This window comes from Dickeya sp. NCPPB 3274 (genome assembly GCF_000406205.1).
In the GTDB taxonomy this organism is placed as follows: Bacteria; Pseudomonadota; Gammaproteobacteria; order Enterobacterales; family Enterobacteriaceae; genus Dickeya; species Dickeya fangzhongdai.
This window is the reverse complement of record NZ_AOOH01000057.1, coordinates 80,097-92,563: the sequence shown is the minus strand read 5'-3', so window position 1 is coordinate 92,563 and position 12,467 is coordinate 80,097. Positions and strand designations below refer to the sequence as shown.

The 12,467-nt window shown below is 42.9% G+C and carries 22 protein-coding genes; 2 read left to right on the top strand and 20 right to left on the bottom strand.

Annotation, left to right across the window (positions count from 1 at the left end; translation table 11 throughout):
- Positions 1–217 precede the first annotated feature (217 nt).
- Entirely contained in the window at positions 218–421 is a 204-nt protein-coding gene (locus DXX3274_RS00655; RefSeq protein ID WP_152495210.1) for a hypothetical protein, read from the top strand.
- 358 nt (positions 422–779) lie between these two features.
- On the opposite strand, the gene DXX3274_RS00650 is transcribed toward DXX3274_RS00655, so the two are convergent.
- The 8 genes from DXX3274_RS00650 to DXX3274_RS23575 form a co-directional block, all read right to left on the bottom strand.
- Positions 780–1,142: a hypothetical protein gene (locus DXX3274_RS00650; RefSeq protein WP_042857989.1), complete on the bottom strand. Its 363-nt coding sequence runs from the start codon at positions 1,140–1,142 to the stop codon at positions 780–782.
- Positions 1,143–1,382: 240 nt separating this feature from the next.
- Positions 1,383–1,907, bottom strand: a complete 525-nt coding sequence (ssb1, locus tag DXX3274_RS00645) for a single-stranded DNA-binding protein SSB1 (RefSeq protein WP_042857987.1) — start codon at positions 1,905–1,907, stop codon at positions 1,383–1,385.
- Positions 1,904–2,287: a hypothetical protein gene (locus DXX3274_RS23580; RefSeq protein ID WP_152495209.1), complete on the bottom strand. Its 384-nt coding sequence runs from the start codon at positions 2,285–2,287 to the stop codon at positions 1,904–1,906. Before DXX3274_RS23580 ends, ssb1 begins: the two co-directional genes overlap by 4 nt.
- Positions 2,288–2,476: 189 nt before the next feature.
- Complete coding sequence (locus DXX3274_RS00640; RefSeq protein WP_042857986.1) at positions 2,477–2,800, bottom strand: hypothetical protein; 324 nt, start codon at positions 2,798–2,800, stop codon at positions 2,477–2,479.
- 70 nt (positions 2,801–2,870) lie between these two features.
- Positions 2,871–3,104: a hypothetical protein gene (locus tag DXX3274_RS00635; protein ID WP_238556032.1), complete on the bottom strand. Its 234-nt coding sequence runs from the start codon at positions 3,102–3,104 to the stop codon at positions 2,871–2,873.
- Between the two features lie 304 nt (positions 3,105–3,408).
- The gene (locus DXX3274_RS00630; protein ID WP_050569774.1) at positions 3,409–3,777 is read right to left on the bottom strand and encodes a hypothetical protein; all 369 of its coding nucleotides are present in this window, start codon (positions 3,775–3,777) and stop codon (positions 3,409–3,411) included.
- Positions 3,774–3,938, bottom strand: a complete 165-nt coding sequence (locus DXX3274_RS23915) for a hypothetical protein (protein ID WP_193747023.1) — start codon at positions 3,936–3,938, stop codon at positions 3,774–3,776. The genes DXX3274_RS00630 and DXX3274_RS23915 overlap by 4 nt, the downstream gene beginning before the upstream one ends.
- Before the next feature lie 36 nt (positions 3,939–3,974).
- Positions 3,975–4,247 carry a hypothetical protein gene (locus tag DXX3274_RS23575; RefSeq protein ID WP_152495208.1) on the bottom strand — a complete coding sequence of 91 codons (273 nt, stop codon included), beginning with the start codon at positions 4,245–4,247 and terminating at the stop codon, positions 3,975–3,977.
- A gap of 73 nt (positions 4,248–4,320) precedes the next feature.
- Here DXX3274_RS23575 and DXX3274_RS00620 point away from each other — a divergent pair, with 73 nt between their 5' ends.
- A complete protein-coding gene (locus tag DXX3274_RS00620; protein WP_042857984.1) occupies positions 4,321–4,515 on the top strand; it encodes a hypothetical protein in 195 nt (64 codons plus the stop codon).
- A 239-nt stretch (positions 4,516–4,754) separates the two neighbouring features.
- Here DXX3274_RS00620 and DXX3274_RS23570 read toward each other — a convergent pair whose 3' ends face one another.
- The 12 genes from DXX3274_RS23570 to DXX3274_RS00565 form a co-directional block, all read right to left on the bottom strand.
- A complete protein-coding gene (locus DXX3274_RS23570) occupies positions 4,755–4,976 on the bottom strand; it encodes a hypothetical protein (RefSeq protein ID WP_152495207.1) in 222 nt (73 codons plus the stop codon).
- A gap of 803 nt (positions 4,977–5,779) precedes the next feature.
- Positions 5,780–6,013: a hypothetical protein gene (locus DXX3274_RS00610; protein ID WP_152495206.1), complete on the bottom strand. Its 234-nt coding sequence runs from the start codon at positions 6,011–6,013 to the stop codon at positions 5,780–5,782.
- A gap of 30 nt (positions 6,014–6,043) precedes the next feature.
- The gene (locus tag DXX3274_RS00605) at positions 6,044–6,862 is read right to left on the bottom strand and encodes a hypothetical protein (protein ID WP_042857981.1); all 819 of its coding nucleotides are present in this window, start codon (positions 6,860–6,862) and stop codon (positions 6,044–6,046) included.
- Positions 6,863–7,197: 335 nt separating this feature from the next.
- The gene (locus tag DXX3274_RS00600; RefSeq protein ID WP_238556031.1) at positions 7,198–7,638 is read right to left on the bottom strand and encodes a hypothetical protein; all 441 of its coding nucleotides are present in this window, start codon (positions 7,636–7,638) and stop codon (positions 7,198–7,200) included.
- Positions 7,604–7,807 (bottom strand): hypothetical protein, encoded by a 204-nt coding sequence (locus DXX3274_RS00595; RefSeq protein WP_152495205.1) that lies wholly within the window; start codon positions 7,805–7,807, stop codon positions 7,604–7,606. Before DXX3274_RS00595 ends, DXX3274_RS00600 begins: the two co-directional genes overlap by 35 nt.
- A gap of 53 nt (positions 7,808–7,860) precedes the next feature.
- Positions 7,861–8,148, bottom strand: a complete 288-nt coding sequence (locus DXX3274_RS22525; protein WP_071603887.1) for a hypothetical protein — start codon at positions 8,146–8,148, stop codon at positions 7,861–7,863.
- A gap of 645 nt (positions 8,149–8,793) precedes the next feature.
- Positions 8,794–9,078, bottom strand: coding sequence for a TrfB-related DNA-binding protein (locus tag DXX3274_RS00590; RefSeq protein ID WP_042857978.1), 285 nt, complete (start codon positions 9,076–9,078; stop codon positions 8,794–8,796).
- 78 nt (positions 9,079–9,156) lie between these two features.
- Entirely contained in the window at positions 9,157–9,570 is a 414-nt protein-coding gene (locus tag DXX3274_RS23910; RefSeq protein WP_050569773.1) for a helix-turn-helix transcriptional regulator, read from the bottom strand.
- Positions 9,567–9,836, bottom strand: a complete 270-nt coding sequence (locus DXX3274_RS00580; RefSeq protein WP_042857976.1) for a hypothetical protein — start codon at positions 9,834–9,836, stop codon at positions 9,567–9,569. The genes DXX3274_RS23910 and DXX3274_RS00580 overlap by 4 nt, the downstream gene beginning before the upstream one ends.
- A 109-nt stretch (positions 9,837–9,945) precedes the next feature.
- A complete protein-coding gene (locus DXX3274_RS00575; RefSeq protein WP_042857975.1) occupies positions 9,946–10,743 on the bottom strand; it encodes an LPD29 domain-containing protein in 798 nt (265 codons plus the stop codon).
- 166 nt (positions 10,744–10,909) lie between these two features.
- A complete protein-coding gene (locus DXX3274_RS00570; protein WP_050569772.1) occupies positions 10,910–11,980 on the bottom strand; it encodes a DUF3560 domain-containing protein in 1,071 nt (356 codons plus the stop codon).
- 141 nt (positions 11,981–12,121) lie between these two features.
- On the bottom strand, positions 12,122–12,460 hold the full coding sequence (locus DXX3274_RS00565; protein ID WP_042857973.1) for a hypothetical protein: 339 nt from the start codon (positions 12,458–12,460) through the stop codon (positions 12,122–12,124).
- Positions 12,461–12,467: the final 7 nt, after the last annotated feature.

Genomic DNA, 12,467 nt, shown 5'->3' with positions numbered 1-12,467 from the left:
TGTGTTGCAGACGAAACACGATACCCACGCGGTTACCCCCGTTTCCGCTGTCCGCCCACACCCTTCTTCCAGCAGGGGCAACCTGGCATAGCGCGGGCAGTGGTAAACGACGGGTAACCGCGACGCGCCGCAACCGGCATAGGCTAAGATTTACTGAATCGTCGCAATGCACTATCATAGTTATACAAATTACTATTACCTAGGGATCGCAATCACAGTGAAAATATCTAACGCAGGCGCGCAGTCGAGAGGCAAGATTAGCTTCTCAGTCTGCGTTGAAGTCAAAGCAGAATTTGATGAATTGAAAAAAAAATTGTGGGATAAGGGCATGAGGATAGATGTAAATGACGATGTGGAAAAAATACTAAAGGATGCAATATCTAAAATGAAAAAAACACTAACAGAATCAACTAGCATTTAGTGTTTTACTCATGCGCCTGCAATTGGCAGGCGCATATTTTTAGCTCAAAAGTCTACGGAGTGAGTCACACCAGCGGCTACGGATCACTTTATCGCTAACATCAACACCATCGTCTAAAGAATCATCAATTATTTCATTCATTATTACATCGACGCGGCGTGATATCATTGTAAATCCAGCGTTTCGCAGAGTCTTGACCAAATCATCATACTCAACTAACACATGTCCGAGGTTGTTAGATGCTATGTGGAATGATAGAACGGGCATTTTCATCAGCAATATAAAGCTCTTGTGCTGCTTCCGTATACATATAAGCCAATGTGTTTTCAGTGAGATGAGTCATTTCTATTATCCTTTTTTAACTCTCTAGCCAGTTCTTTATTTCTTTTTTCAGTTTTGAAATATCCCGTTCTTTAAAATAGAACCGAATTGTTCTGTCCACTTCGTATGGCAGATCTTTTTCTATAGTCCTATATAGTTTTATAATAGCGTTGTACTCCCTACCATCCTGATACCCCGTAAGGCAACTTAAAAAAAAAGTTACAATAAAAGATAAAAAGAACTCACCATTAAATTGCAACGGCTTCTGACACCACAAAAGAAACATCAATGTAAAAAAGATATAAGAAGCAAACATGATGAGAAGAAAAATATTCTTAACGACAGATATTTTCTTCACCACTTCCAGGAAGTGTTCGGTGTCAGTATTTAAATTTTTCATTTTCATATCCTTTAATTGATAACATGAATACAGTATAGACATGCTTCAACTTAAAGTCAACTGCAAGTAACCCAATGGTTTACTTTTCCTGTGCGCGTCAGCGCATAAAAATCAACAAGGATGGAGGAAGAGGATTTCAAGTGGCTAACTCAATAAGCGATTGCAATAGGTACTCAAGTAGCCTATTATTAACTCAATAAATCGAATTAACCACTTGATTTACAAAGAAAAACGCACCATTCAGAACGGAATGTCGTCGTCAAAATCCATCGGCGGTTCGTTGCCCGACATTGGGGCGTTTTGCTGCGGACGTGACTGGCCGCCACCGCTGAACTGGTTGGCTTGCTGCGGCTGTTGCGGTTGACCCCAACCACCCGTATTGCCGCCCATGTTGCCACCAGCAGGTGCACCGCCGCCGGTACGTCCGCCCAGCATTTGCATGCTGCCGGAGATATCGACCACCACTTCAGTGGTGTAGCGATCCTGGCCGCCCTGATCCTGCCATTTGCGGGTACGCAACTGACCTTCGATATACACCTGGGAACCTTTGCGCAGGTACTCACCGGCGATTTCCGCCAGTTTTCCGTAGAGGGCGACGCGGTGCCATTCTGTACGCTCTTTCTTCTCTCCAGTCTGCTTGTCGCGCCAACTATCCGACGTGGCCAGAGTCAGGTTAGCAACTGCACCGCCATTCGGCATATAACGGACTTCTGGGTCTTGTCCCAAATTACCGATAAGAATAACTTTGTTAACGCCTCTGCTCATGACTCACCTCTTAATGAATTTATAGTGAATAAAACACTTCTTGTACTAAAGAAATTTATATCCTTCAGTAAAAGAATTAATTTCGCGGCACTTCCGGTATATCTATCCAGTAGTGAAGTTAATTCTGGCGTATATTTAAGCCAGTTTTCAGCACGGGATATTGAAGCCTTCTCTCTCAGAGAGAAGATTTCTTTTAAAGTGGATTTATATAGTCCATTTGCATAATTTCTCTGACTATCTGTCCCAAGTAGTCTATTTTTTTCTTTATGCCAAGATACTTTTAAACAATAAGAAAAATATTGGCTTTTTTTACCGCCAAGAAATTTGGCTCGCATTGCCGCCAAACCCCATGCCCTTAGCATAATTTTTTTATTATTCATATCATGATATCCGTCATGAAGTGTTTTGATAAACTAAGTATATTCTCTTTCTTTAAATTAGTAAACACCGAGTAAACAAAAAAGATACTTTATTTTTATTGGTTAGATTGTTTATGGCATTGATTTTGTGCATGCATAAAACCAGTGGTTTCATTCATGCGCTCGACTGTGCAAGCGCAGGGTATGAGGTCACTGGCATTTCATCATCTGGATAAACTGCGCTGATGATGCTAGCCGCTTCATGCGATTACATGCTGCTGCCAGAGCCTCACCTTGTTCTATGCGATATTCCCCGAGTCCCCGGAGGTAAATCATCAGGCACTGCGAACCGTCCAGGCTGATTGATACATGCTCACCCCAGTATGAAGACCGGGTTTGGCGAGAAATGTCTGCAACGCACTGACCAATTGTGTTAGACATGTCGGTTAAACTGTCGGTTACTTCAAGCTCTCTGAAAATCATTTCAGATTGGTATTTCTGTGTGTCAGCAAGAAAATCGGTTATGTCTTTCATATACACCCCGTTAGTAGTTTCATTCGAGATAGTGCCTGCGCTTATATAAAATAAACGCAGGCTTTTGAATTTATATTTTCTTGGCATGAAAACCATTAATAATAAATTCACCAATCATAAGAGCTAACTCGCCATTAGAAATATCTGCATTAGTGCGGTGGTCCTCGTCACCGGCATCAATTATGCAAGTGGTTTCATTAACATATGAAACACTGGCAGCATAGCCCGCAATTCCTGCAATATCAGAGACAAGATGATGGTTATTAATATTAATATTGCTAATCTCGATAATGATTGATGCCATTTTTGAAACCTCCAATAAGGACTAATTTAATGAAAGTATTATGACATGTCATCGCATGTCAGCAGATGAATAGAGTATAGTCCGAATCCACTCAAAAGTAAATATCAGGTAAACCATTGACTTACTTTTTTATGCGCGTCAGCACATGACTGAAGGCAACCGCGATGGAAGGAAAATGCACATTTTCCGCCTTGCAAAGCCTTTCAGACGCTCAACGACGGAGGCACTTTACGGGTTGATAGCCGCAGTTAGGCGGCTATACAGGGCTATACGCAATGTCATCTTGAGCGATAGGAGATTTGCATCAACGGTTATTTATTTTCCTGTGCAGTGCGTTCAGCCGATCGCGCTCTTCACTGACGGCATTCATCGGCGCAACCCACAACGCGATCGGCTCGCCGTCGCTTGCCTCTTCGATGCACCACAGAAACCAGCCAGTGCCTTCTGGCGACCGCAACCCCCAGTCCGAAAAGTCGCCATTCGGTTGGCACTCAGACTCACACTTGTGCTCCGGCGGGTTCAACCAATTGATCTTGTATGTAAGCCCGTGGGCGCGGAACCAGTTTTCCAGCTCCCCAGGTTCATTCACGTCGGCGGGGTGTTGCGGGTGGAGGAATAGACCGCACTCGTCACGCTCAATTGGTGCGGGCTTGACTCTCATTAAGTCATTCATTGACCTAGCAACTCCCACATGAATGCGCTCGCCTCTTTCAATTCCGCCATTTCAGTGTAATGACGCGCAGCGAGTTCCAAATCTGTCGTCAGTGCTTTTTGCCGATAGTCTTTGGCTTCTTTACTTGCCTGTGCAGCATACATACGAGCCAACTCCTTCATACTCTTACCCTCCCTCATTCAGTGGTTTCATCTATCTTAGTGGTGCCGGTTACAGGCAATAATTACATTATCAGCTATTTCATCTAAGTTACTTCCTGAGTTTTCAATAAGATAACCAAATTCATCATCCCATTTATATAGACTCGCGGAAATTGTTTTGGAATTTATTAATTCAATTTTGATGTAGCCATTTTTTAACTTTATCGTCATCTCTTCTTTATTATCAGATATTCTTTCTGCCGAAACAGAACCGTATTCAACATGAGTTGATATTTTTTTAAAGAGTAATGAGAAAAAATGTTTTTCCACAAAAACTTGTTCCAAGTGGATTTATTTCTAACCGATGCATACAGTATAGTCGTGCTCGTTCAGGAGTCAACCAATGGTAGACTTGAAATTTACTTTTTTTTGCGCTCGTCAGCACATGGAAGGCAACAGCGATGAAAAAGAGGGGAACTGTGGGATGAAAATGATGAGACTTTATTTTCATCCCACAGGAACGCCGAGCGTAAGGGGAGAAATGTACATCTTCCGCCCTGCAAAGCCCGGCAGACTTTCAGCAACATTCACAGCCTGACTATTGCTCCCTGCACCGTATGACGGGCTGGGACGGTATTTTGTTTTACTGGGTGATAGCCACCGCAAGGCGGCTATACAGGGCAATACGCACCGTTATTGCAGTTAATGACCCCACTAAACGTACCAAGTACGTTTAGTGGGGTTGTGCATGCACAAAACGTCATGCGTAAGCCCCCTGCCCCAGACCCAGGTTGTAAGCCGTTACGATTTTTACATACATCGCTGTACTCACGGTGTTTACACCTCTTTGATTTTCTGGTCGGGTCTGAGGGAAATAACCCCATTTTTTCTGGAACCATCGCGATTTAGGTCAAAAGAGTGGTAACCTATTTTCAATAGACCATCTTTATCGGTATCAATTGTGTCAACAATCAATACTGAACCGCTGTAAAGCCTGAAAGGTTCACCAACTCGTAAAGTCGATGCTGGCCTATAAACATGGCTAATAAAAATAAGCATTTCCTACTCCCCTTCTCTGTTCTTACAATTCAAATATTAATGAATTTTGGGCTTAAGCGCAGGGTGACGTCACTGCACCAGATGTTCCAGGTCCGCGCGGAGTAGTTCATATACGAGTTCCGCTCCAAGTGCTCTATGCATACGTGACTCTACGTGCTCAATTCCCTCATCACCATAGATGTACAAGAAGTGGTGCGTGACAATACGCACTATCAGATTACGGATTACGTACCCGTGTTCAAAACCCCTGCCCTTTGGATAGAGGGGCACTAATCTGATAGCATACTCGTCCCACACATATCGCGGTCGAGTCTGTATCGACTCTATAGCAGATATCATCTCTTCGTAGTTGATTACACCGCCGGGGGCAGTCAGCCATTGCCACAGTCGCTCCACCTGTCGGCCCGGATATCCATCAAAAGCGGCGTTCGCTAGCGCTATAGACTCTATGCGTTTCCGCAGATGAGAAACTTTTGTATCCTGATGAAGATCTGAAAAATCGGAGTGACGAATAGTTTTCATAAACCAATCCTGTTTGTTGTTCAGTGGTTGTATCGCCGGGCGACACTCTACGGGGTTTTAGTTGGTAACTGTATTTATCAACCGATGAATGAAGTATAACCGATCCCCGTAAAAAGTAAATATCAGGTATCTCTTTTGGTTACTTTTATTGCTGGTGGTACTAAATGGATGGTGCTTTGTGCATGCACAAAGCGTCAGACGAATAGTTTCATTAATAATAGATATTTCAATTCCAGATTCTAAAAAAAACACTTTGAATTTGATTTTCCATTATATTTTCTCTATTTATCACTGTGGTCGGTAGTGAACAGATTCAATGTGTGCCTTGTTCTTTTCAAGTTCTCTTTAGCTTCAATGAGAACGTTTTCCCATGCTCTCTCAATGTGTTTTTCGATTGATTTTTTTGATAATTCTTTTTCGCATTTTTCTATCAACAGTATTTCACTGTCGATTATCAATTTAAGGTTTTCAACGTAGCTCATTATCTTATCACTCATGTCAGTGGTTTCATTCATGCGCCCGACCGTTGCAGGCGCAGGGTTAAGTCACTGGATGCTGGCTGGTTTGGGATAGCGCCCGCAAAATTCGGCAAACATGAGTTTAACATCATCGATGGTCAGATTTGGCATGAACGTCCATTCGCGGTCAGGTGCGTCGAAATATTGATTTGGAAGTTCAATCTCTTCGCTGCGAAACACACGCCCATCAGGAAGAACGGCATAGAGCTTCTCCACCGGCATGTCGCTTTTGAACTGCCGAACGCCCCGCACATAGCTGTATTTCATGCGAAAGCCACGGCAAAGGGTGTCAGCCTGAACCTCTTTCTCCTTTATGTTCAGGTCGAACGCCCGGTTCATTTCCAGCGCGGCGGCATGGCACTCATCGAGATTGATGACGTTACCCTGGCGATCCAGCGCGTATCCGTCAACATGACCACGGCTCATGTAGTAAAGGCTTCTTTTGCTGCCGAGGCGGGCCAGATTGAGCGTGTTGTATTCGAGGCCGCGAAACTTCAGCGCAGTCATGATGAATTTCAGCAACCCTTTAGCCGCCATGCTCTGGGCACGGTTGCCATCACAGAGCGCTTCGTAGTCATGGATAGCCACGCGCACTTTGAGGTCGGCGGAAATCTGGTGCAGCTTGGCAATCCAACTTTTACGTGTGGTGTCCTGACTCGCCACGCAGACGCCTTCATAAATCGCGTCAACTACGCTGACTATGCTGGTGAAACCAGCTTTGCGCAGCGTTTCCACCAACTCCTCGTGCTCACCAATTACGCCGCCAAAGCTGTTTGCGGCTACATGAGTAGCGCGAGCAATAACGGCGCGTACTGTTTCAACCTCTGCGTCTTTCATTGGTGTCATGATTATTTCCCCTTTGTGTATGGTGATTTCACTCTCAGTCGATGAATACAGTATATTCTTCCTCTCACCAAAAGTACACACAAGGTATCTTTTTAATTTACTTTTTTATACGTCGGAGCCATGACCTCACTACCCGACAGTCCTAACAAGGCGAAGAACACCAAGTCACTAAACGTACTGAATACGTTTAGTGACTTGGTGTTTTGTGCATGCACAAACGTGTATATCAATACTCAATAACTCGTGGGGCGTGGAGCTCTTCCAGGAACTTGCTGAGACGTTGATCATAGATAATTATCCCATGCTTATTTTAATTTCTATTGACGAACGAAAGATTATTCGTCGTCTACGATTGCAATAACAGGAATTATCTCTTGATATACTCTACCCGTTATAATCAAAAAACGACGCCATATTCCGTAAGGTATCGGCCTTTCACCGTTACGGAAAGATCGTATCCTGCGATCAGCATTACCCTTTAATCCAAGCAACTCACCTAACTTTTTGTCGGATTCGTACCCAGGAAATGTATTCTTAAAATGCTCGAACCAAGCATTTACAAGCTCTGGAGAAGGGGGCGTCCAGTCACTCTCCATTTTCAGATGACCATCGCCATACCGGCGGTGATCAAAACCTAAAAATTCAATATGGGGCGCGTCTAAGTTCTTTTTTAATTGTTCTATGGCTTTATTTGTGCTGTCCTGTCGCACAATATCTTTCTGTGTTTTTAAATCAGGCAAGTCAATAGTCATACCCGATGGTGATGATTTTTTCATCACTATCCTCCCCTTCACAAACTTTTTTACGGGTCGTCACTAGCAAGTCATCAAGCATAAGCTCTCCGCTCTCTACTATGCTACCAAACGCCTTTGTACAGAAGATATTTACATCTCCGTGTAGTTCTTTTTGTTTATTCAGATAACTCTGTAACTCTGAGATCTTCATTTGATACCTCTTATACCGCTGGAAATAGTGGGGGTTATCCCCCACTATCAACCTCAGCGCGGTTTCAGTACGATATTTTTTACGTCCGAAACCCTGATATTGACCAAGCTCAGTGTCCCAGTGGCCATCTGCTCCCACACTTTTGTGGAGTGGATGTATTCCATACAGTAATAAAGGTAATCAGGTAACAGAATATCCGTTCTGAAAACCTTCAACCCGATGTGTTCCGGGTTAAACTGCCGAACAGGTTGACCACAGGTATTTAAAGAACCTCGGCGCACCAACCAGAAATCAGCATCTGGAAAGTCCGTCCGAACGATCACTAAATCAGAAAGTTTCATCGTATCCTTATCGGCAGCATGGCCTTCTCGGACGAGTGACCTTCTATTGCCACCGCAAACACATTATAGGCGCATTGCGCCTATAATTCAATAAAAACCTCTCTTTTTGCATGCATAAAACACATCACTGATATGTTATTTTTTTGAAAAAATCTTTTTCGGAATTATCACCAATAATATATAACCTGACGCTATAATTGAAGCACCCAGACACCATTGAATAATGGTATGTATAAGTACATGGTTCTCATCCCCATTAAAATGAATAAGCCTACGCCCGCAAAAATAAGGTATAAATAGATAAACAAAAACAAATAAAGCCAAAAAGAGCTTATTGTTTTTCTTACTGAATAAATTTATTTTCATGTCACCCTCTCATAAGCATCACGATGTATTTCTTTTATTCTTCTCGTAGTAGAGTACAAGCTCTCTGGGGATTATTACTATCAGTATATATGCGAGTAATATAATTAGAAAACCAGTAGCCCATTGTATTAACCCACTTCTTAGATCAATCTCATCATATGAGATGACCTTACGCCCCAAAGATAAGGTATTAATATAATAAAAAACGAAATTATGAACGTTTTTTTAGACTGAGTATTTTTTTATATAGTGCTTTATCTTTAAAGCATTTTAATTTACTCATTTATATTTTAATGCCATTTTCTCCACCTTTTCCGCTTCTTCTCGCGGCAAGAATACACATACGAATTTCATATCCGAGCTGGGTGGAGGTATTACCTCCAGCACTTTTTTCAGTGCTTTGTTCACTGATTGTTTGCTTAGACCCAATTCATGAACTACGTCCACCTGCCTTTCCCCTTTAACTAGCACAGCATGAACAGCCTGAACGGTGCTCATTGAGAAACGTCTTAGTGACGGTACGATGTTATCCCACTCTTCTTGAGTATATCTTGGGTATTTCATGCCTTACTCCAGTAGACAAAGTAAACCTATAGTTGCGTTACAGTTTACATCATTCCGCGATTTTGTGCATGCACAAAATCAATCCGGCTTTTGGGGTAAAAGCCCCTCGACTGACCTGTTTACCTCAATTTTCCATTCCTCTGTAAACTCGTCCACACGCCGAATCAGCTCACTTTCAAGCAACTTAGCTTTCGTCGGCAACACGAGCCGACCAGCAAGATATGTGCCCAAATGGATTGCAGCTTCAGAGGCAAGCTGCGCTTTATTTTTCTCATCAGGTAATTTCGGAACGAGTGTCCAGTTCGGATGCGCGCCTATGAGCAATAGAAAAAGTTGATATTCTGCCACCGATACCCTGTTCTCCCCTTGCTCTTTTTTCTGCCAAGCTGGGAGTGTCATTCCCAGGAAATCAGCCATTTCTTTCTGGGTATACCCCATGTGTATTCTGACTGATTGTGCCAGTGCTCCCCGGTATTCGGGTTTTTGACTCATTTTCCACCCATTTTTTTTAAGAATTGTCTAGTTAGTTTAGGCAATGGAGTATCATTAGCATTTATCTCATCCAAGCCGTTCACTTCGTAAATTTCATTCAGTTCTTCAACTCGAACTTCTTTCTTTCCTGACCTGCGCTCAACACTACTCGGATTAGTTCTTGCTAATACGAGGTAATGCAAACGATATCGCTGACCGTCAGTAAAAACGGTCAACATCTTTCTGACCCGACCGCTCCCACGGGCGAAGAATATTTTTTCTTCCATACCCCCCCCTTTCAAATATGGGCGATGGGCGCGACTTCAGTTGGTGAGGGTTCGATACCCTCACCAACTGATGCCCGACGAAAAGAAAAGCGCCCGGGGGCGCTTCCGATCATTTATTGCTACATTTATCAATTTCGCTTAATTTTTTCCATAAACCTGATTGAAGGCCATGAGAAAAATATTCTAACCCCTGTGCGTATAATGCACCTTTACGAAACTGTTCTATAGTCACACTTAACGGTACTACTGTTTCGCCGCGTTCTTTACGCAGCGCCAAAATAGCCTCCCCAATCAGCTCGTCACTGTATGTACGTTCCGGGAAAAGGAACTTCACTCCACCATATACACGGTTAAAACTGGTTATAGTGGATTCATACATGTCCTGCATACCGTCAAAACTGCCCTCCTTAAAACGGGCCGTGATAGCTTCTACAGCGTCTTTTGTGGGGCCATCCATCCAGTTAATATTGATACAGTTGTAGTCTCGCATGCGGACCGAAAATTTGATCCCCGGAAAATGTTTTTTTAGCAGAATACGGCAATTTTTCGCCGCTAGTTTTGTTGTGTTTCTTTCAGTTTCCACTGTCAGAAGACCGGCGTTTTCGGGATCTATGCGCACACTGGCGTCGTCTGCTTCATGCTGTTTCTTTGCAGCCAGTTTTTCGGCCTCCTGCTCACGGATCAAGCGTTGTACTTCAGCGCGACGGGTGCGTAACTCATCAAGAGTTAACACCTTGGCTGAGCTACGATAAAAACGCATGGATTCAGCAGCAATCGCTTGGGAAATGGTCGGGTGACTCAGACCCAGCAGACTATAGCTGAGTTTGCCATTAATTAGAGAAACTTCATTGATGACATACTCAAGACCAACGGACACAACACACTGCCCAACTGATAACGATTCCATATATTACTCCTGGCCGACCGGCCCACAATGAAAGCACCATTGCTTTCATTGATTACAGTATACATATTATAATATGTATATGCAATGTTCTTACTAGCTGATTTGTCCTTTTTTTCTATCCAAGACTAGGAAAAGAAAAAGCCGCTTAAGCGGCTTTTTCTTTTAATCATTTTATATCAAGAAGTTTACGTTTAACCCATTGGGCGGTAGATAGGGCATTGGGTGTAATTTTTCTTACCCATACACTACTCGTTGCTGTACTCCGCGACGGACTCCATTTAAACGCATGAGCTTTTAAAACTGATCTAATTTCCTCGTCAGGCTTTCCGGGGAACGTAAACAAGATACGATTTTCCTCACTGTCAATTTCCATACTGAAAGTGCCAAACTCTTCTTTACTGTCTTTTTTCTTCTGACTAACCGCTTCGAGAGTTTTAATGCGATGTTTCAGTCGGTTAATTTCTGCATTGTTATTTTGCAAGGCATAGGACGCAAACCCGATCCGCCCACAAAAGTCACCCTTAATAAGTTCCTGGGCATTCTTTTCTGTCTGACCCAGTTTCATGAGTGCAGCTAACTGCGTATCTGGTGTCTTATTTTTGCGAATCGCAGCATTGCAGGCTTTCATAATGATCTGACTCTGAATGCAGCCTTGTAGCTTACGGCGTATTTTGCTCAAGGCTTCAGGGTCATCAGAGGAGATCCCACCATGTCCAACGGCTTTGGCTTTGCTTTCGTAGTGATCTGCTTTACCAGCACAATCAACAAACGCAAAGCGATGTAATTTATCTGCCTTCGCCAAAATGGCGCGGTGGCGGCGTTCGCTGTGATGCCCAATAAGGATAGGCTGACCAAAGGGAATAACATCGAGCATACTTCTGGCTCGGCTCAGTGCGGCATTGCCGGTTTCATGGGCTTTTTCGGCCCGACTTTCGTAACGCTCGCGGCGGGCTTCTTGCCGTTCTTCATAGTGATTCACGTAGTTTTCGCCACGATTCAGCGTAGCAATAAAATCTTGGCGTAATTGCTCAGTAAGATCAACTAGCTCAGCTGTTAACTTTCCAAGATGCGAGTTAACAATTCCGTCCTCAGAAATTGATCCATCATCACTGACGTTATATAACTGCCCACCTTCCGTACAAATTTCTCGACCCTCAATATGCCTGACCTTTACGCCTTTATCTGTAATCAGAATGCTATTATTCTCATCTGACCATACTTTATCTATAACTGCCATTTTATAATCTCCTGGCCGACCGGCCCATAATGAAAGCACTATTGCTTTAATAAAGTCACTATACATATTTTAATATGTAAAATCAAATTTAAAAACACATTTAAATAAAAAAAGCCCTGTAATATCGGGCTTTTTTATTTATCAATATAGAAACGATATTATCAATTCTCTTGCCATTTCTAATACTTCATCGTCTGATATGTATCTAACCTCTTTAATTGACTTTTCAGCCAATTTACTACCGAGAGTTTCTGATATGTCGTAGTGATAAACCCCGCTTGGGTTTGCTGTATTTTCAGCCGATTCTAAATTGTATATTTTATCTATTTCCGCTGATAAATCTAAGAGTCGATTGGTAAACTCAATGTTTCCCCTGTTGCCCTCTAATAAGGCAGTATCAATACTGCCATTATGTTTCGCTAAATAAACTTCCCATCCAGCCTTTATGTACATGGCTGTCATAGCTATTTCGTTTTCCATCTCATAC

Coding starts and splice junctions, on each gene's coding strand:
- DXX3274_RS23580 (WP_152495209.1), bottom strand. CDS start 2,287: ATGAATAATAAAAAAATTATGCTAAGGGCATGGGGTTTGGCGGCAATG.
- DXX3274_RS00600 (WP_238556031.1), bottom strand. CDS start 7,638: ATGAAAAAATCATCACCATCGGGTATGACTATTGACTTGCCTGATTTA.
- DXX3274_RS00575 (WP_042857975.1), bottom strand. CDS start 10,743: ATGGAATCGTTATCAGTTGGGCAGTGTGTTGTGTCCGTTGGTCTTGAG.
- DXX3274_RS23570 (WP_152495207.1), bottom strand. CDS start 4,976: ATGCTTATTTTTATTAGCCATGTTTATAGGCCAGCATCGACTTTACGA.
- DXX3274_RS22525 (WP_071603887.1), bottom strand. CDS start 8,148: ATGAAACTTTCTGATTTAGTGATCGTTCGGACGGACTTTCCAGATGCT.
- DXX3274_RS00605 (WP_042857981.1), bottom strand. CDS start 6,862: ATGACACCAATGAAAGACGCAGAGGTTGAAACAGTACGCGCCGTTATT.
- DXX3274_RS00565 (WP_042857973.1), bottom strand. CDS start 12,460: ATGGAAAACGAAATAGCTATGACAGCCATGTACATAAAGGCTGGATGG.
- DXX3274_RS00610 (WP_152495206.1), bottom strand. CDS start 6,013: ATGAATGAAACCACTGACATGAGTGATAAGATAATGAGCTACGTTGAA.
- DXX3274_RS00580 (WP_042857976.1), bottom strand. CDS start 9,836: ATGGAAGAAAAAATATTCTTCGCCCGTGGGAGCGGTCGGGTCAGAAAG.
- DXX3274_RS00640 (WP_042857986.1), bottom strand. CDS start 2,800: ATGAAAGACATAACCGATTTTCTTGCTGACACACAGAAATACCAATCT.
- DXX3274_RS00630 (WP_050569774.1), bottom strand. CDS start 3,777: ATGAATGACTTAATGAGAGTCAAGCCCGCACCAATTGAGCGTGACGAG.
- DXX3274_RS00650 (WP_042857989.1), bottom strand. CDS start 1,142: ATGAAAAATTTAAATACTGACACCGAACACTTCCTGGAAGTGGTGAAG.
- DXX3274_RS00590 (WP_042857978.1), bottom strand. CDS start 9,078: ATGAAATACCCAAGATATACTCAAGAAGAGTGGGATAACATCGTACCG.
- DXX3274_RS00570 (WP_050569772.1), bottom strand. CDS start 11,980: ATGGCAGTTATAGATAAAGTATGGTCAGATGAGAATAATAGCATTCTG.
- ssb1 (WP_042857987.1), bottom strand. CDS start 1,907: ATGAGCAGAGGCGTTAACAAAGTTATTCTTATCGGTAATTTGGGACAA.
- DXX3274_RS00620 (WP_042857984.1), top strand. CDS start 4,321: ATGGTAGACTTGAAATTTACTTTTTTTTGCGCTCGTCAGCACATGGAA.
- DXX3274_RS23910 (WP_050569773.1), bottom strand. CDS start 9,570: ATGAGTCAAAAACCCGAATACCGGGGAGCACTGGCACAATCAGTCAGA.
- DXX3274_RS23915 (WP_193747023.1), bottom strand. CDS start 3,938: ATGAAGGAGTTGGCTCGTATGTATGCTGCACAGGCAAGTAAAGAAGCC.
- DXX3274_RS00595 (WP_152495205.1), bottom strand. CDS start 7,807: ATGAAGATCTCAGAGTTACAGAGTTATCTGAATAAACAAAAAGAACTA.
- DXX3274_RS00635 (WP_238556032.1), bottom strand. CDS start 3,104: ATGGCATCAATCATTATCGAGATTAGCAATATTAATATTAATAACCAT.